The sequence below is a fragment of the Hydrogenophaga sp. UC242_50 genome, from assembly GCF_042697355.1.
Taxonomy (GTDB): Bacteria; Pseudomonadota; Gammaproteobacteria; order Burkholderiales; family Burkholderiaceae_C; genus Hydrogenophaga.
This window is the reverse complement of record NZ_CP170553.1, coordinates 560,950-579,100: the sequence shown is the minus strand read 5'-3', so window position 1 is coordinate 579,100 and position 18,151 is coordinate 560,950. Positions and strand designations below refer to the sequence as shown.

Here is an 18,151-nt window from a genome sequence, read left to right as displayed (position 1 = left end):
TTGCGCAAGGGCTTCTCGGTCACGCCGCTGACGGCGGGCGCCGACTCGCTGATGACCGTGCGCATCGGCAACAACAGCGCCGCCGCGCTCACCGGCGTCGGCCTGAGCGACACCACCGTGGGCGCGCGCTGGCCGGCCGCGCTGACCAACTCGGGCGCCATCGGCGCGGCCCAGCTCAGCGGTTGCGGCGCGGGCGCGAGCCTGGTCGCCGGGCCCGGGGGCCAGGGCTTCGTGCTCGCGGGCGCCGAGATCGCCGCCGGCGGCGAATGCCGCGTCCAGTTCAACGTCACCTCGACCACCACCGGCACCCACACCAACGCGCTGCCCAGCGGCGCGGTGAGCAACACCCAGGGTTTCACCTCGCCCGCGAGCTCGGCGCCGATCGAGGTGCGCGACAACGCGCTCACGGTCGCCAAGGCGATCACCCCGACCACCGTGGCGCCCGGCGACGTGGCGCTCTTCTCGGTGGCGGTCACTTCGTTCAGCCTCACGCCGCAGACCAGCGTGAACTTCACCGACACCCTGCCGGCGGGCATGGTCTACGTGGACGCCACCACCGGCGGCATCACGCCCGTCATCAGCGGCGGCTGCAGCTTCGCCGGCGGCGTGCCCATGCCCACGCCGCTGGCGCCACCACGCCGGGTTTCAGCTTCAACTTCCCCGGCGCCGCACCGGGCGGCACCACCTGCGTGGTGAGCTTCACCGCGCGCGTGCCGGCCAACGCCGTGCCGGGCGCCACGCTCACCAACAGCAGCTTCAGCGCCGGCAACGGCACGGTCACGGGCAGTTCGGGCGCGGTGAGCCTCACGGCGGTCAACCCGCTGGTGGTCACCAAGACCTTCGACGGCGTGACCGCGCGCCAGCGTTTCCAGGGCGCGCCCTCGGTGGCGCAGATCGAGCTGACCAACAACAACTTTTCGGCGCTCGCCGGCCTCGCCTTCAGCGACAGCCTGCCCGCCGGTCTGCGCGTGGCCGACCCGGCCAACGCCACCACCACCTGCGGCGGCAGCGTCAGCGCCAACCCGGGCGACACGTCCTTCTCGCTCAGCGGCGGCAGCCTGCCGGCGCGCGCGGGCACCAGCCCCTTCTCGCCCGGCCAGTGCAGCGTGCGCGTGAACGTGGTCGGCGGCACGATCGGCGTGCACACCAACAGCATCCCGGCCTACAACGGCAGCAACGCGGCCGCCACCGTCAGCGCCACCGGCACGGTGGCGAACGTGCCCGGCACCACGGTGCGCAACCTCAACGCCACCTCCGCCACGCTGGAGTACCTGCCCGCGCTGACCGTTGCGCAAGACCTTCCTGACCAACCCGGTGCAGGTGGGTGGCACCAGCCGCGTGCGCATCACGCTGGGCAACACCGGCAACGGCCAGCTCACCGGCGTGCGCGCCACCGACCCGCTGGCCGGCACCGGCCTCACGCTCGCGACCCCGGCCAAGGCCAGCACGACCTGCGCCGGCCCGGTGGTGCTCGACGCGCCCGACGGCGGCAGCACCGCCTCGATCAGCGGCGCCACCATCGCCGGCGGCACCAGCTGCGACTTCCTGTTCGACGTGCTGAGCACCAGCGGCACACCGTCGGTGAACACGCTCGCGCCCGGCGCCGTCACGGCCGACGGCGGCGTTGCGCAGCACCGGCACCACCACGGCCACGCTCAACAAGGTCACCAGCCGCGTGAACCTGACCAAGAGCTTCGCGCCCACCTCCATCGCCGGGCCTGGCAGCGTCTCGCGCCTGACCATCGTCATCGACAACACCACCGCCACCGCGCTGACCGAGCTCGCGGTGGCCGACAACATGCCCGCCGGCATGGTGGTCGGCGTGGTGCCCAACGCCGCCACCACCTGCCCGGGCGGCCGCGTGGAGGCCGTGACCGGCACGCGCGTGGTGCGCCTGAGCGGCGGCACGCTCGCGGGCAACGCGAGCTGCACGGTCTCGGCGGACATCACCTCCAGCGTCGTCGGCACGCTCAACAACACCCTGCCGGCCGGGGCCATCACCAACACCCAGGGCGTGACCAACGCCAGCCCCTTCACCGCCAACCTCGGCGCGCTCGCGGGCATGGGCGTGGAGAAACACTTCGAGCCCTCCGCCGTGGCGGCCGGCCAGCCCGCGCGCCTGGTGATCCAGGTGCGCAACTCGCTGCCGCAGCCGCTCACCAACATCTCCACCACCGACCACCTGCCCGCCGGCATGGTCGTGGCGCAGCCCGGCCAATGTCAGCACCACCTGCGCGGGCGCGGTGATCACCGCCGTCGGTGACAAGGTCTCGTTCCGGGGCGCGCAGCTGCCCGTCGGCCCCAGCGTCTGCGAGGTGCGCGTCAACGTGGTCGTGCCGGTCGCGGGCGCCTACGTCAACACCATGCCGGGCGGCACCGTGATCGCCAACGACGGCGCGGTGACCAACCCGCAGCCCGGCCCCAGCGCCACGCTGCACGTGCTGCAGCCACCCACCATCGCCAAGGCGTTCGCGCAGGGCACCGTGGCACCTGGCGTTGCGCAACCGCCTCACGGTGACCATCAGCAACCCCAACGCCGCCCAGGCCCTGACCGGTGTCGTGCTGCGCGATCCGCTGCCCACCGGCCTGTTCGTGGCCCAGGTGCCCAACGCCTCGACCACCTGCGCGGGGGGCACGGTGAGCGCCGTCGCCTCGGCCGACAGCGCCCAGATCGCCGGCGCCACCGTGCCGGCCGGGGGCTCGTGCAGCTTCGCCTTCGACACCGTCTCCAACGTGCCGGGCCTGTACACCAACACCATCCCCGCCGGTGCGATCACCAGCAACGAGGGGGTCAGCAACCCCGACCCGGCGAGCGCGCCGGTGCGCGTGCTGGAGCCGCCCACGGTGGTGAAGGCCTTCGTGCCGCCGAGCATCTCGCCCAACGGCGTGTCCCGCCTGACCATCACGCTGGGCAACGCCAACCCGGCGGCCCAGACGCTGGCGCAGGCGCTGGACGACACGCTGCCGGCCGGCGTGCTGGTCGCGCCCACGCCCGCCATCGGCGGCACCTGCAGCACCGGCTCGGTCACGGCCGCGGCCGGCACGGCGCTGGTGCGCTACGCCAGCGGCGCGAGCATCCCGCCCGGCGGCTGCACGATCTCGGTGAACGTCACGGCCAGCGTGGCCGGCACCTACCCCAACCGCATCCTGGCCGGCGCGCTGCGCACCGACGCGGGCAGCAACCCCACGCCGGCCGAGGCCCCGCTGGTGGTCAGCCCGCTGGGTTCCATTTCCGGCCGCGTCTACCTCGATGCCAACAACGACGGCGCCTTCACCGCCGGTGAAGCGCCGCTGGCCGGCCAGGCCGTGAGCCTGCTGCGCGCCAGCGACGGCCAGGTGCTGCAGAAGACCACCACCGACGCGGGCGGCTTCTACGTGTTCAGCGGCCTGGTGGATTCCGCCACCCTGGGCTCGGCCTACACCGTGCGCTACCTGCGCTCGGGCAGCGACTCGGTGGGCGGCAGCGCGCTCGCGCCGTCGAGCGCGCTCAACGCCTCGAGCCGCAGTTACCAGGCCCGCGTGACCGCCGCGACCGCGGCCGAAGCCAGCCTGGTGGGCGGCACCGGCCAGGTTGCGACGCCCAGCGTGGACGGCATCAACGCGGTCTCGCTGCGCAGCGGCATCCGGCTCGACGCGGCCGGCGGCAACGTGGCCAGTTCGGTGGGCAACCACTTCGGTGAACTGCGCGCGTCCGAGATCGCTGGCCAGGTCTACCGCGACGACAACCACAACGGCGTGCCCAACGGCACCGAGCCCGGCCTGCCGGGCGTGCAGATCACGCTGGTGGGCGTGGACGACCGGGGCAACCCGGTCTCGCTGACCACCACCACCGACGCCAGCGGCCGCTACCGCTTCACCGACCTGCGGCCCAGCTGCAGCCCGCTGGCGGCCCCGACCTGCCCGGGCTACGTGGTCACGCAGGGCGCGCAGCCCGCCGGCACGGTCAACGGCATTCCCACGGCCGGCACGGTCAACGACCTGGGCTCGGGCGGCGCCACCGGCACCGCCGGCACGGCCTCGAACAACGCGCCCGCCATCAGCCACGGCGCACCGGCCTACAGCATCCCGGCCGGCACCAGCCGCATCGCCGGCATCGTGCTGCCGCCCAACGCGCGCTCGGCCGGCAACAACTTCGGCGAGATCGGCAACGACCGCAGCATCAGCGGCCGCATCTTCACCGACGGCAACGGCGACGGCGCCTTCAACGGCAGCGATGCCGGCGTGGGCAGCGGCGCGGGCGGCGCGAACAACGTGCCGCAGACGCTGACGCTCACCGGCAACGACCTCAACGGCAACCCGGTGTCGATCACCACCACCACCGACGCCAGCGGCCAATACAACTTCACCGGCGTGCCGCCGGGCACCAGCTACACGGTCACCTGCACCACCTGCGCGCCCCCGGCCGGCTTCCTCAACAGCACCGCGCCGCTGGCCTGGCCGGGCAGCACCGGCGGCACGGCCGGCGGCACCCAGGCCGTGCCCGCGATCACCGGCATCGACCTCAGCGGCGTGAAGACCGCCTCGGTGGACAACCACTTCACCAAGACCCTGCCGGGCAGCCAGATCTCGGGCGTCGTCTACTTCGACCCCGACAACAGCGGCGGCGTGTTCACGCCCGACGACCAGCCGGTGCCGGGCCGCACCCTGGAGCTGCGCGACCAGGCGAGCAACGCGCTGATCGCCACCACCACCACCGACGCCAGCGGCGCCTACAGCTTCAGCGGCCTGCCGGTGGGCAACTACCGCGTGCTCATGCCGGCGCTGCCGACGGGCACCACCCACGGCATCACCAGCGCCGGCACGCTGGCGGGCGCGCCCAACGGCACGCCCAGCGCGCCGGGCGCGGCGCCCGCGTCCATCGCCAACATCGCCGTGGCCGCGAACCAGAGCACGGCGCACCACAACTTCCCGCTGGTCGCCAACATCCAGATCGCCGGCCGCGTCTACGAAGACCGCGACTTCGACGGCCAGTTCGGCGGCACCGACGTGGGCCTGCCCGGCGGCACCCTGGGCCTGGTCGGCACCGACGCGTTCGGCAACCCCATCACGCGCTACACCACCACCAACGCCAGCGGCCAGTACAGCTTCACCGGCCTGGCGCCGGGCAACTACACCGTGCGCCAGACCCAGCCGCTGGGCTACACCAGCGTGGCCAACACGCCCGGCCCCGTGACCGGTGGCAGCGCCGGCACCGTGGGTCCGCTCGGTGGCGCCGTGGAGACCATCGCGCTGCGCTTCGTCGCCACGCCCGGCGCGGCGCTGCAGGTGAACTTCGGTGAAACGCAGGGCGAGGGCGTGCGCGGCTACAAGTCCGCCCGCATCGTCTCGCCGGCCGCCGCCCTGGGCGTCTCGCCCGGTGCCGAGGTGGTCTGGCAGGTGATCTACCAGAACGACAGCGCCTACCCGGTCACGGTGGACGTGCGCGACACGCTGCCCGACTTCATGACCCGCGCCGGCGCGCCCGCCATCACCCATGGCGGCGGCAACGGCGGCGTGTTCACGCCCAACGCCGGCTTCACCGGCACCGCGGGCGGTGACCTGCTGGGCTCGGCGAACCTGCCCGCAGGCGCCTGGGTGTCGGTCGACATCCCGGTGATCGTCACGGCCGGCGCCACCACCACGCGCTTCAACCAGGCCACGGCCGGCCCCACCGGCATCCGCACCGACGCGGTGGACAACGGCACGCCCACCGGCGGGCCGGGCCAGCCGCCCTCGGGCGTGATCCCACCGGGCAGCGTGCCGCAGACGCCGTACCAGACCCCGGGCCTGGACGCCACCGGCGTGCCGCTGTCCTCGCTGCCCGCCGCGCTCTCGGGCTTCGTCTGGCGCGACAACAACGGCGACCGCCGCCGCGACGGCAATGACACACCCATCCCCGACTGGGCGGTGGAAGTGGTCGGCAGCGACGGCCAGGCCGTGGCCTGCCGCCTGGTGCCGTCCAACAGCGCGCAGGGCTGCGTGAGCATGCCCGACGGCCGCAGCCTGTTCCGCACCGGGGCCGACGGCGCCTACGGCGTGATCGGCCTGGTGCCCGGCGACTACAAGGTGTACTTCCGCGACCCGGCCAACAACGTCATCTACGGCACGCCGCAGAACAGCGGCGCCGACACGAACTCGCGCCTGGCCCGCGAGCGCGACCACCTGGCCGTCTCGCTGCAGCCCGGCGCCAACCTGCAGCAGCAGGACCTGCCGCTCGACCCCTCGGGCGTGGTCTACGACGCCAACACCCGCGCGCCGGTCGACGCCTCGCTGGTGCGCTTCTGCGGCCCGGCCGGCTTCAACCCCGCCACCATGCTGGTGGGTGGCGCGAGCTACGTGGCCGTGGGCAACTGCGCGCAGATGACCACCGGGCCGCTGGGCTTCTACCAGTTCCTGCTGGCCCCGGGCGCGCCCACCGGCGAGTACACGCTGAGCGCCTCGGCGCCCAACTACGCGCCCACGCCGATCGCCTCGATCCCGCCGGCCCCTGGCGTGTTCACGCCCTCGGGCGCCTCGCCCTACCTGGTGCAGGCCCAGGCCGGCCCGCCGCCGATCGGCCAGCCCACCACCTACTACCTGCGCCTGAACCTGGCGCCGGGCATGCCCGACCTGATCCACAACCACATCCCGCTGGAACCCTTCAACGGCGCCGGCCTGTTCCTGCAGAAGCAGGTGCTGCGCGACGTGGTCGAGATCGGTGACTCGGTGCAGTACACGCTGCGCGTGCAGAGCCCCAACGGCGCGGCGAGCAACGTGGTCATCACCGACAGCCTGCCGGCCGGCCTGCGCCTGATCCCGGGCACGGTGGCGCAGGACGGCGTGGTCGTGGCCGACCCGGCCGGCTCGCCCGGCCCGGTGCTGAACTTCGCGCTGGGCAACTTCGCCGCCAACACGCCGGTCACCGTGACCTACCGCGTGCGCGTCGGTGTCGGCGCCCAGCAGGGCGATGGCATCAACCGCGCCCAGGCCGCAGGTGTGGTGGGGGGCGTGCCCGTCACCTCCAACCGCGCGCAGGCCCGCATCCGCATCACCGGCGGCGTGTTCTTCCAGGAAGCCTGCGTGATGGGCAAGGTGTTCATGGACTGCAACCGCAACCGCATCCAGGACGCCGAGGAAGTCGGCATCCCCGGCGTGCGCCTGTACCTGCAGGACGGCACGCACCTGGTCTCCGACAGCGAAGGCAAGTACAGCATCTGCGGCCTGCCCGCGCGCACCTCGGTGCTGCGCGTGGACCCGACCACGCTGCCGGCCGGCAGCCAGCTCGTGACCAGCAGCAACCGCAACGCGCTGGACGCCGGCAGCCTGTTCCTCGACCTCAAGTTCGGCGAGCTGCACCGCGCCGACTTCATCGAAGGCAGCTGCTCGCCCGCCGTGCTCGAGCAGGTGGAAAACCGCCGCCGCCTCGGCCAGATCGTCGCCCCGCTGGTCGACCCACCGACACCCACCCCGCGCGTCTTCCGCTCCGGCCCGCCGGCCCGCGTGGGAGGTGCGAAATGAAAGCCCGTCTTCCCATGCGATCCGCTCTGACCTCGGCCGTGCTGCTCCTGCCCCTGGGCCTGGCGCTCGCGCAGACCACCGCGCCCCTGGCCCCGCGTTTCACGCCCCTGGCCCCGGGCAGCGACCCGGCCCGGGGCCCGGGTGAGACCGCGCTGCCCGCGCCCACCACCGCGCTGCCGCTGGCCGCGAACTGGCGCGCCACCAGCCTGGCCGACCACGGCCAGCTGGTGCTCGAGGCCGCGCAGGACCAGGTCGCCGCCGACGGCCGCTCGGTCGTGCTGCTCACCCTGCGCCTGTTCGACCGCGACGGCCAGAAGGTGACCACGCCCATCGACGTGACCGTGCGCCACCACCCGGGGGCGCGTGCGCCTGCCCGATGCCGCCGTGGACGAACCGCCGCGCCAGAACCTGCGCCTCACGGTGCGCGGGGGCGAGGCCGTGGTCGAGCTCGTCGCGTCCTATGAGCCGGGCGATGCCGAGCTGCAGGTGCAGTCCGGCAACGTGGTGGTGCACGGGCGCGTGGGCATGGTGACCGAGCGCCGGCCCATGATCGCCGTCGGCGTCATCGAAGGCACGCTCGACCTCAGCCGCCTCAAGGCCTCGCAGGTCAGCCCGGCGCGCGAGAACGACGGCTTCGAGCTCGAGATCCAGCGCCACGCCAACGGCTTCGACAACGGCAAGGGCTCGCTCGGCGCGCGCACCGCGTTCTTCCTCAAGGGCGTGGTGAAAGGCGAGACCCTGCTCACCCTGGCCTACGACTCCGAGAAGGAAAGCCGGGGCCGGCTGTTCCGCGACATCCAGCCCGACCAGTACTACCCGATCTACGGCGACTCCTCGCTGCGCGGCTTCGACGCGCAGTCGCGCCAGCGCCTGTACGTGCGGGTCGACCAGGGCCGCTCCTTCGTGCTGTTCGGCGACTTCAACACCGGCACCGGCGGGCCCGCGCGCGAGCTCAGCCGCCTCAACCGCTCGGTCTCCGGCCTGCAGCTGCACCACGAGGGCGAGACCTTCGAGGCCAACGCCTGGGTGGTGCGCGACAACGTCGCGCAGGTGGTGGACGAACAGCCCGCGCGCGGCGTCTCCGGCCCCTACCGGCTCTCCAGCAGCGAGGGCATCTCGGGCTCCGAGAAGGTCGAGATCCTCACGCGCGACCGCAACCAGCCCTCCATCATCCTGCGCGCCGAGCCCATGGTGCGCTTCGTGGACTACGAGTTCGAGCCCTTCGCCGGCAGCGTGGTGTTCCGCGCGCCCGTGCCCTCGGTAGACGCGAACATGAACCCGATGTCGGTGCGCATCACCTACGAGGTGGAGCAGGGCGGGCCCAAGTACTGGCTCGGTGGCGTGGACGGCTCGTGGCGCATCACGCCCGCGCTCGAGATCGGCGCCAGCCACGTGGAATCGCAGGACCCGTCCGACCCCTACAAGCTCAGCGGCGTGAACGCCACGCTGCGCCTGGGCGAGCAGAGCTGGGCGCTGGTGGAGCTGGCGCGCTCCGACCGCGAGGCCCTGGGCGAGCGGGGCAAGGGCGACGGCGCGCGCGTGGAAGTGCGCCACCAGGGCGAGCGGCTCGACGCGCGCCTGTGGGCCGGCGAGACCGACCGCGAGTTCTCCAACCTCTCGTCCTCGTACAACGGCGGGCGCGCCGAGGCCGGCGCGGTGGCGAGCTACCAGATCAACGAGGACTGGTCGCTGCGCGTGGACGCCATGCGCTCCGAGGACAAGGCGGTGGAAGCGGTGCGCGAGACGGCCTACGCCGGCGTGCAGTACCGCCTCACGCCCAAGTGGACTGTGGGCGTGGGCCTGCGCCATGGCCGCGACGAAGGCGGCGTGCCCAACGCGGCCTCCGCCTGGGGCGTGAACATCCCGCAGACCTCGGGCTTCACGCCCTTCCAGATCAACGCGCCGCTGTTCTCCGCCGCGCCGGGCCAGACGCGCAGCTTCACCGCGCTCTCGCTGAGCGCGCAAGGCCAGCTGAGCGACCGCCTCACCGTGCTCGGCGAACTCGAGCAGGACGTGGAGAACGCGCGCGGCCAGCGCATCACGCTCGGCGCCGACTACCGACTGAGCGAGCAGTTCCGCGCCTACGGTCGCGCCGAGGTGTCCAAGGGCCTGGGTGGTGTCAACGGCCTGGCCACCGATGGGCGCGAGACCGCGCTCGTGGCAGGCCTCTCCAGCGAGACCTTCCGCGACGGCGAAGTCTTCAACGAGTACCGCCTGCGCGACGCGATCTCGGGCGAGGACGCGGTCAACGCCATCGGCCTGCGCCAGACCTTCCGCGTGGCCGAGGGCGTGCGCTACAGCGCCAGCGTCGAACACCAGAAGGCGATCGCGGGCGATGCCTCGTCCGCCACCGCGCTCACCGGCGGCATCGACCTGGCCTACGACCCGACCTGGCGCGCCACCGGCCGCCTGGAGTGGCGCCGCGACCGCAACCACGACGCCTGGCTCTCCACCCTGGGCACCACGGTGAAGATCGACCGCGACTGGTCTTTGCTCGCGCGCAACACGCTCTCGCTGCAGAACGCGCGCCACGCGGGCGCCTTCGACCAGTGGCAGGACCGCTTCCAGATCGGCGCGGCCTACCGCCAGACCGACCTCAACCGCGTCAACGCGCTCGGCCTGTACGAGCTGCGCGCCGAGAACGACGAAAACCCCGGCGTGGACTACCGCCGCACCTCGCACGCGGTCTCGCTGCACGCCGACTACCACCCCAGCCGGCCCTGGTGGCTCACCGGGCGCCTGGCCGGCAAGCGCGTGTCCGAGCGCTTCCTCGGCGGCATGCGCTCCAACTACACCGCCTGGCTGGTCGGGGGCCGCATCACCTGGGACCTGTCCGAGCGCTGGGACGTGGGCCTGCAGCACCACCTGATGTGGAGCCCGCAGGGCAACACACGCCAGGACTCCTTTGGCGTCGAAGCGGGTTACCTCGTCAAGGCCAACCTCTGGCTGTCCTTCGGCGTGAACCTGCGCGGCTTCCGCGACGACGAGCTGACCGGCGCGGCCTACACCCGCAAGGGCGTGTACCTGCGGCTGCGCTTCAAGTTCGACGAGACCCTGTTCCGGGGCAGCGATCCCGCCACCAACCGCGCCCTGAGCCCGCTGGCTTCGGCCGCCCGTCCCTGATCTGTTGAGAGGCCCTTGCCATGACTTCCAAATCCTTTCTTCTGTCCCTGCTGGCGCTGGCGGCCCTGAGCGGCTGCGCCGTGACCGACCCGCGCGCCACCGACCGCGCGCCCGGCGCCGTGCCGCCCTTCGCCGAAGCCACGCGCTTCACCGACGAGGCGCAGCGCGCCGACCACCGCACCCTGCAATCGGTGCAGGACCGCCTGGCCGCGCTGCAGAAAGACGGCCGCGTGCCCCAGACCAGCTACCCCTGGGCCAAGGCGCAGTGCTGGCTCGACATGGCGCGCCAGAACTACCACGAGAACGACCGGGGCCCGGTGATCGGTGAGGCGCTGGCCGAGTCGGTCAATCTGATGGAGGCGCTGGAGAAGGGCACCACGCCGGCGGTCACCAACCCCCTGATCGGCGGCGCCGTGCGCCTGCGCGAAGACCTGTGGGCGCGCGCCGAACGCGGGCGCACCGGCGCGGGTGCGGCCTGCGTGGCGGCCCAGGCCGCGTGCCTGGACGTGCAGCTGGTGTGGATGGGCCACGAGTACGCCGAAGGCGGCTGGCGCCACGCCAACCCCTACATCGGCATGGCCGAAACCATGGCCGCGCGCCTGGAGACCGCCCAGGCCGCCTGCGCCGGCCCGGGCGTGGCCGCCGCGCCCGCGCCGGCACCCGCACCGGTGGTGGTCGAGCGGATCATCGAACGCCTGGTGCTGCGCCACCGACGCGGTGTTCGAGTTCGACCGCTCGGGCCTGAACGACATCGGCGCGGCCGGCCGCGCCCGCCTGGACGTGCTGGCCGATCGCGCCAAGGGCCTGCAAGGCATCGAACGCATCGTGCTGATCGGCCACACCGACCGCCTGGGCAGCGACGCGCACAACCAGCCGCTCTCGCTGCAGCGCGCCACCGCCGTGCGCGACCACCTCGTGGCGCGCGGGCTCGATGCCGCGCTGTTCACGGTGGAAGGCAAGGGCAGCGCCGAGCCGGTGAAGACCTGCAGCGACGGCCTGGCGCGCAGCGCGCTCATCGCCTGCCTGCGCGACAACCGGCGCGTGGAGGTGGAGATCCGCGGGCGGGTGCAGCCGGTGTCGGCTGTGCCTCGGCGCTGATTCACATCCACGGGCTTCTGAATATGTCTGCGGATATGAGGGCGCAGTGGTTTGCTCAGTCCATCTTCCTGAAGGGGTATCCCCCTTCATAGGCGATCCATCCCGTGCCCTGGTTGCACGCGATTTCCCTGTACATGAAAGACTTCACCACCCGCTCCCCGCCCAGCTCACAGATGGCCCCTTTTTCGACGATGAACTTCAACTCATCGGCTTCATCTGCCTCCTTGAAAACCCTGACATCTTCAAGCGCTTCCCACTTTCCCTCGGGTTTTTTGCAGCTTGGCAGAAGGGTCATGCAGAGAAGGGTGAGGAGAATGGCTTTCATCTCTTCGGATAGTCGATGATCCTGACGACCCGCTTCGACTTCTTGATGGTGGTCAGCAACTCTTTGGGAGCCACGCCAGCTGTCGACGCGGGGGCAAAGAAAAATCTGGGGTCGTGAGCCAGTATGCCAATGCTTTCGAGAACATCGGCGACATTGGTCGAACAGCTGTTTGATATCAGGTTGTAACCTTGGCCCAGGTTCTTCCTTCGCTCAAATTCACGGCGCATCTTTTCGCGCTCTGCCGGCGAAACGCGCAACACCACGCCAATCGAGTCGCGATACGAATTTCTGACGATGTAAACGTCTTTGGGCCGCCGGTCATACCCATCGTGTGACATGCCGTAAACCATGCCATCGATCTCCATGGCAACGTGGCCCCATTGCGAACCCCGGCTGACGATCCGACCGTCGCTGACGATGATCTCCACAGTCGTTGAATCGGTTGCGATTGGCTTGATGGAGGTGTCACTGTGTGGCGTGCTTTTGACCCTTGCAATCAAACGCAGGACTTCTCCGTCCGGGCTCTGAATGACTTCTTCAGGCATTCGATCACCCCGCGATGTAAAAATTCATCTCCCTGGCTTGTTCGCCGGTGAGATGAAGTTGGGTGCGTCCGGCTTCGTCTGTCGTGTGGAATTCGATGGGACCGTTTCCCTTTCGCACGCCGTAGTAGGTATTGCTCATGGCATTGCCCTGGGCATCTCTGAGTACGTAGAGATCATCAAATCCGGTTTTGTTGTTCAGATGCAATGCCTCTTGCATCAGGCTGATCGGGGCACTTTCTGCAATCAGCACCGCACCGCAGGTGGTTGAGTGCCCCTCGGTTGACATGGGCAGGGCCGCATTCGTGTCTGTGCATTGGTCCAGTCCTTCTGCAACCACAAAGAAGTGGGGCTTGCATTTCGGGCAATAGACCTTGTCGCCCTTGCGGACAACAGGAATGTTGTGCCATGAGTTGGTCTCGCTCCCAGAAATGACGACTCCTCCGTGGCTGGTTTTGTCGCCCAGCACACATTGGGATTTGCCGTGCAGATTCATTCTTTGAGCCATATAGTTCCATTTTTTGGATGATTCAGAAGAAATGCAGTATAAAAGTTTTAAATTACGATATATCCAAACATCCATGTCACTGTCTTGTGTGGCCGCTGGCCGACTCAAGGCATCTTCTTGCGGATGGTCGCCTGCAGGGTCTGCAGTTCCAGCAAGGCCTCGCGCACCACTTGGCTGCCCCAGGCGTCCTGCATCTGGCGCTCGTTGCGCACCATCACCAGCCGGCTCGGGCGGCTCGGGCCTTTGAGCCGGCGCAGCACCACCTGGCGCGGCGCCATCGGCGCGCACGAGGCCGGCTCAGGCCCGCGCGTCGAAGCCTTCCGCCAAGGCCCCGCGCAGCCACGCCACGAAGGCCGACACCGCGCGCGGCACGTGGCTGGCGTAGGGCCGGATCGCGTAGATCTGCGGGCTGAAGCTGCCCACCGAGGCCCAGTCCTCCAGCACCTCCACCAGCTGGCCCGAGCGCAGCGCCGCCTGCGCGCTGAAGTCCGGCACCAGCGCGATGCCCAGGCCGGCGATGGCGGCGTCGCGCAGGGCCTCGCTGTTGTTGGCGCAGAACGGGCCCGACACCGGCACCGTGATCCGCTGGCGCGGCGCCTTGCGCCGGCCTTCGGGCGGCAGAAAATGCCAGGCCGGCGTGTCCTGCGCGCGCGGGTAGTGCAGGCAGGCGTGCTGCGCGAGGTCGGGCGGCGCGGCCGGGTGCCCGTGGCGCCGTAGGTAGTCGCGGCTGCGCCACCAGCACCGAGCGCGTGGCGCACAGCGGCCAGGCCACGTGCGTGTCCGGCGGCGCGGCGGTGTGGCGGATCGCGAGGTCGAAGCCCTCGGTTGCGCAGCGAACTCAGGCGGTCCGACAGGTCCAGCTCCAGCCGCACCTTGGGGTGCTCGCGCGCGAAGGCCGCGATGCGGGGCACCAGCTGCTGGCGCGCGAACGCCACCGGCGCCGTGACCCGCACCAGACCGGCCGGTTCGTCGGCCAGGTCGCGCACGCTGGAAAAACTCTGCGCGATGCGCTCGAACGGGTCGCGCAGGCCGTCCACCAGGCGCTGGCCGGCCTCGGTCAGGCGCACGCTGCGCGTGGTGCGCTGCACCAGGGGCAGGCCGGCGGCGCGCTCCAGCTCGCTGATGCGCTGGCTCATGGCGGCCTTGCTCACGCCCAGGCGCTGCGCCGAGGCGGTGTAGCTGCCCTGCTGCGCCAGCACCGTGAGCCAGTGCAGGTGCATCCAGAGGTCTTCCACTTTTTTGTCATTCATGGCCCTATTGTTCATCATGGCAAACAATCAATTCAGGTCCGGCCACTAGGCGAGGGGTTTTCCGCTGCCTAAACTGGCCCTCTTTCCTTCGACACCCTCCCGCGAGACCGCCATCGCCACCACCCCCCATTCCATCGATCACTTCATCCACGGCGCCGTGAACGCCGGCAGCTCGCCGCGCCGCCAGGACGTGTACAACCCCGCCACCGGCGCGGTGAGTGGCAAGGTCGCGCTGGCGAACGCGGCCGACGTGGGCGCGGCCGTGGCCGCCGCGCAGGCCGCGTTTCCCGCCTGGGCCGACACGCCACCGATCCGCCGCGCGCGCGTGATGTTCAAGTTCCTCGAACTGGTGAACCTGCACAAGGACGACTTGGCCCGCCTGATCACCGCCGAGCACGGCAAGGTGTTCACCGACGCGCAGGGCGAGGTCTCGCGCGGCATCGACATCATCGAGTTCGCCTGCGGCATCCCGCAGCTGCTCAAGGGCGACTTCACCGACCAGGTGTCCACCGGCATGGACAACTGGACCCTGCGCCAGCCGCTGGGCGTGGTCGCCGGCATCACGCCGTTCAACTTCCCGGTGATGGTGCCCATGTGGATGTTCCCGGTGGCGATCGCCGCGGGCAACACCTTCATCCTCAAGCCCAGCCCGATCGACCCCTCGGCCTCGCTGTTCATGGCCGAGCTGCTCCAGCAGGCCGGCCTGCCCGATGGCGTGTTCAACGTGGTGCAGGGCGACAAGGAGGCGGTGGACGCGCTGCTGGTGCACCCGGACGTGAAGGCCATCAGCTTCGTCGGCTCCACGCCGATCGCCAACTACATCTACGAGACCGGCGCGCACCACGGCAAGCGCGTGCAGGCCCTGGGCGGCGCGAAGAACCACATGGTGGTGATGCCCGACGCCGACCTGGACCAGGCGGTGGACGCGCTGATCGGCTCGGCCTATGGCTCGGCCGGCGAGCGCTGCATTGCCATCAGCGTGGCGGTGCTGGTGGGCGACGTGGCCGAGCGCATCATGCCCAAGCTGGTCGAGCGCACCCAGGCGCTCAAGGTGCTCAACGGCACCAACCTCGCGGCCGAGATGGGGCCCATCGTCACGGCGGCCGCGCACACGCGCATCGCGGGCTACATCGAGGCCGGCGCGAAAGAGGGCGCCACCCTGCGGGTGGACGGCCGGGGCTTCCAGGGCGGCGACGCGGGCGAGGGCTGCGACCACGGCTTCTGGATGGGCGGCACGCTGTTCGACCACGTGACCACCGACATGAAGATCTACAAGGAAGAGATCTTCGGCCCGGTGCTCAGCTGCGTGCGCGTGCCCGACTTCGCCAACGCCGTGCAGATCATCAACGACCACGAGTTCGGCAACGGGGTGAGCTGCTTCACGCGCGATGGGAACGTGGCGCGCGAGTTCGCGCGGCGCATCCAGGTCGGCATGGTCGGCATCAACGTGCCGATCCCGGTGCCCATGGCCTGGCACGGCTTCGGCGGCTGGAAGAAGAGCCTGTTCGGCGACATGCACGCCTACGGCGAGGAGGGCGTGCGCTTTTACACCAAGCAGAAGTCCATCATGCAGCGCTGGCCTGAAAGTATCGGGAAAGGTGCGGAGTTCATCATGCCCACGGCAAAGTAGGTTCCCCCTGCGCGCCTTCGGCGCTTCCCCCCGAGGGGGGACGCTGTCTTGGGCCGGCGGAGCCGGACCCTTGACAGCCCTGGTATCTTCGCCGGCGACATCACAACGACAACAACATTGGGACAAGCATGAGTGAGACGACCTTCGACTACATCGTGATCGGCGGCGGCACCGCGGGTTGCCTGATGGCCAACCGGCTGTCCGCCGACCGGAGCAAGCGGGTGCTGCTGATCGAGGCCGGCCGCAAGGACGACTACCACTGGATCCACATTCCCGTGGGTTACCTGTACTGCATCGGCAACCCGCGCACCGACTGGCTCTACCAGACCGAGGCCGAGGCCGGGCTCAACGGCCGTGCGCTGCGCTACCCGCGCGGCAAGACGCTGGGCGGCAGCTCCAGCATCAACGGCATGATCTACATGCGCGGCCAGTCGCGCGACTACGACCAGTGGGCCGCGCTCACCGGCGACGACGCCTGGCGCTGGGAGAATGCGCTGCCCGATTTCAAGCGCCACGAGAACCACTACCTGGGCGACGAGCAGAACGCCGCCCAGCGCGACCCGAACTTCCGCGCGTACCACGGCCATGGCGGCGAATGGCGGGTGGAGAAGCAGCGCCTGCGCTGGGATGTGCTCGACGCGTTCGCCGAAGCCGCGCAGCAGGCCGGCATCCCGCACAGCATCGACTTCAACCGCGGCGACAACGAAGGCGTGGGCTATTTCCAGGTGAACCAGAAGGAGGGCCTGCGCTGGAACACCGCGCGCGCCTTCCTGCGCCCGACCTGTTATGGCCGGCCCAACTTCGAGCTGTGGAACAGCGCGCAGGTCACGCGCCTGGTGACGCAGCGCGGCGCCGACGGCGAGCTGCGCTGCACCGGGGTGGAGGTGTGGGACGGCGTGGCGCACGTGACCGCCGAGGCCACCAGCGAGGTGGTGCTCTGCGCCGGCGCCATCGGCTCGCCGCAGATCCTGCAGCTCTCGGGCATCGGCCCGGCCGCGCTGCTGCGCCAGCACGGCATCGACGTGGTGGTGGACCTGCCCGGCGTGGGCGCGAACCTGCAGGACCACCTGCAGATCCGCTCGGTCTACACCGTCAACGGCGCGCCCACGCTCAACGTGCTGTCCTCCTCGTGGATGGGCAAGGCGCGCATCGGGCTGGAATACCTGTTCAAGCGCAGCGGGCCGATGAGCATGGCGCCGTCGCAGCTGGGCGCCTTCACGCGCAGCGACCCGGCCCAGCCCTACGCCAACCTCGAATACCACGTGCAACCGCTCTCGCTCGATGCCTTCGGCGAGCCGCTGCACAGCTTCCCGGCGTTCACCGCCAGCGTGTGCAACCTCAACCCCACGAGCCGGGGCACGGTCAACATCCGCAGCGCGAACTTCGAGGACGCGCCACTGATCGCGCCGAACTACCTGAGCACGGCCGAAGACCGGCAGGTCGCGGCCGACAGCCTGCGCGTAACGCGCAGGATCGTCGCGCAACCGGCGCTGCGCAAGTACCAGCCCGAGGAGTTCAAGCCCGGCCTGCAGTACCAGACCGACGAGGAGCTCGCGCGCCTGGCCGGCGACATCGCCACCACCATCTTCCACCCGGTGGGCACCACCAAAATGGGCCGCGCCGACGACCCCATGGCCGTCGTCGACAGCCACCTGCGCGTGCGCGGCGTGGCCGGGCTGCGCGTGGTGGACGCGGGCGTGATGCCCACCATCACCAGCGGCAACACCAACAGCCCCACGCTCATGATCGCGGAGAAGGCCGCGACCTGGATCGTGGCAGGAGAGTGACCCCCCTGCGCCGCTGACGCGGCTTCCCCCCTGAGAGGGGGGACGACCCCTGGGGCCGGCGGAGCCGGACCCTCGGTGTCTCTGGATGCGATTACCTCAACCGGCCGACGTACTGGTTTCCGTCACCTTTGCCGCGCAGCGCCTCGGTGGCGACGTCGAGCAGGGTCTTGCGCGGCGGCACGCCCATGGCGGGAATGGCCGCCTCCAGCTTCTCGGCCCAGGGCAGCAGCTCCTCGTGCCCGTCGCTCGCGGCTTTTTCGCGCGCATGGCGCACGATCTCGCGCGCGTAGTCGGCGTTGGTCGCCATCCACTCCGTGTCCGTCACCCGGCCGGTCTTGCGCCGCAGCAGCACGTGCAGGTGGGCGGCGATGGCGAAGGGGTCGGGCGCGGTGCTCATGGGGGGGGTGCCGCT

14 protein-coding genes and 1 pseudogene are annotated in these 18,151 nt (G+C 70.6%); 9 read left to right on the top strand and 6 right to left on the bottom strand.

The features are described 5' to 3' along the window. The 7 genes from ACFJGX_RS02990 (at position 1) to ACFJGX_RS02960 (ending at position 11,697) form a co-directional block, all read left to right on the top strand. Positions 1-696 carry a hypothetical protein gene (locus tag ACFJGX_RS02990; RefSeq protein WP_382327701.1) on the top strand — a complete coding sequence of 232 codons (696 nt, stop codon included), beginning with the start codon at positions 1-3 and terminating at the stop codon, positions 694-696. Continuing rightward, the gene (locus tag ACFJGX_RS02985) at positions 693-1,679 is read left to right on the top strand and encodes a hypothetical protein (RefSeq protein WP_382327699.1); all 987 of its coding nucleotides are present in this window, start codon (positions 693-695) and stop codon (positions 1,677-1,679) included. The genes ACFJGX_RS02990 and ACFJGX_RS02985 overlap by 4 nt, the downstream gene beginning before the upstream one ends. After that, positions 1,625-2,263 (top strand): hypothetical protein, encoded by a 639-nt coding sequence (locus ACFJGX_RS02980; RefSeq protein ID WP_382327697.1) that lies wholly within the window; start codon positions 1,625-1,627, stop codon positions 2,261-2,263. Before ACFJGX_RS02985 ends, ACFJGX_RS02980 begins: the two co-directional genes overlap by 55 nt. Before the next feature lie 233 nt (positions 2,264-2,496). Continuing rightward, positions 2,497-7,476, top strand: a complete 4,980-nt coding sequence (locus tag ACFJGX_RS02975; RefSeq protein ID WP_382327695.1) for an SdrD B-like domain-containing protein — start codon at positions 2,497-2,499, stop codon at positions 7,474-7,476. 14 nt (positions 7,477-7,490) lie between these two features. Next, complete coding sequence (locus ACFJGX_RS02970) at positions 7,491-7,940, top strand: hypothetical protein (RefSeq protein ID WP_382322765.1); 450 nt, start codon at positions 7,491-7,493, stop codon at positions 7,938-7,940. Next, positions 7,840-10,599: a hypothetical protein gene (locus tag ACFJGX_RS02965; protein WP_382327693.1), complete on the top strand. Its 2,760-nt coding sequence runs from the start codon at positions 7,840-7,842 to the stop codon at positions 10,597-10,599. The genes ACFJGX_RS02970 and ACFJGX_RS02965 overlap by 101 nt, the downstream gene beginning before the upstream one ends. A 468-nt stretch (positions 10,600-11,067) precedes the next feature. Beyond that, on the top strand, positions 11,068-11,697 hold the full coding sequence (locus ACFJGX_RS02960; protein WP_382327691.1) for an OmpA family protein: 630 nt from the start codon (positions 11,068-11,070) through the stop codon (positions 11,695-11,697). A gap of 55 nt (positions 11,698-11,752) precedes the next feature. Here ACFJGX_RS02960 and ACFJGX_RS02955 read toward each other — a convergent pair whose 3' ends face one another. The 5 genes and pseudogenes from ACFJGX_RS02955 to ACFJGX_RS02935 all read right to left on the bottom strand — a co-directional run bounded on the left by ACFJGX_RS02955 (position 11,753) and on the right by ACFJGX_RS02935 (position 14,322). After that, positions 11,753-12,022, bottom strand: coding sequence for a hypothetical protein (locus tag ACFJGX_RS02955; RefSeq protein WP_382163313.1), 270 nt, complete (start codon positions 12,020-12,022; stop codon positions 11,753-11,755). Continuing rightward, complete coding sequence (locus ACFJGX_RS02950; RefSeq protein ID WP_382322768.1) at positions 12,019-12,567, bottom strand: hypothetical protein; 549 nt, start codon at positions 12,565-12,567, stop codon at positions 12,019-12,021. Before ACFJGX_RS02950 ends, ACFJGX_RS02955 begins: the two co-directional genes overlap by 4 nt. A gap of 4 nt (positions 12,568-12,571) precedes the next feature. Then, the gene (locus ACFJGX_RS02945; RefSeq protein WP_382322769.1) at positions 12,572-13,147 is read right to left on the bottom strand and encodes a PAAR domain-containing protein; all 576 of its coding nucleotides are present in this window, start codon (positions 13,145-13,147) and stop codon (positions 12,572-12,574) included. 29 nt (positions 13,148-13,176) lie between these two features. Next, a complete protein-coding gene (locus ACFJGX_RS02940; protein ID WP_382327689.1) occupies positions 13,177-13,350 on the bottom strand; it encodes a hypothetical protein in 174 nt (57 codons plus the stop codon). Positions 13,351-13,369: 19 nt separating this feature from the next. Continuing rightward, a pseudogene (locus ACFJGX_RS02935) lies at positions 13,370-14,322 on the bottom strand (LysR family transcriptional regulator). Positions 14,323-14,434: 112 nt separating this feature from the next. On the opposite strand from ACFJGX_RS02935, the gene ACFJGX_RS02930 reads away from it, so the two are divergent. Next, on the top strand, positions 14,435-15,952 hold the full coding sequence (locus ACFJGX_RS02930; protein ID WP_382328592.1) for a CoA-acylating methylmalonate-semialdehyde dehydrogenase: 1,518 nt from the start codon (positions 14,435-14,437) through the stop codon (positions 15,950-15,952). 128 nt (positions 15,953-16,080) lie between these two features. Then, positions 16,081-17,739 carry a GMC family oxidoreductase gene (locus ACFJGX_RS02925; RefSeq protein WP_382327687.1) on the top strand — a complete coding sequence of 553 codons (1,659 nt, stop codon included), beginning with the start codon at positions 16,081-16,083 and terminating at the stop codon, positions 17,737-17,739. A 91-nt stretch (positions 17,740-17,830) separates the two neighbouring features. Here ACFJGX_RS02925 and ACFJGX_RS02920 read toward each other — a convergent pair whose 3' ends face one another. Further along, positions 17,831-18,136: a hypothetical protein gene (locus ACFJGX_RS02920; protein ID WP_382163301.1), complete on the bottom strand. Its 306-nt coding sequence runs from the start codon at positions 18,134-18,136 to the stop codon at positions 17,831-17,833. Between the last annotated feature and the right edge of the window lie 15 nt (positions 18,137-18,151).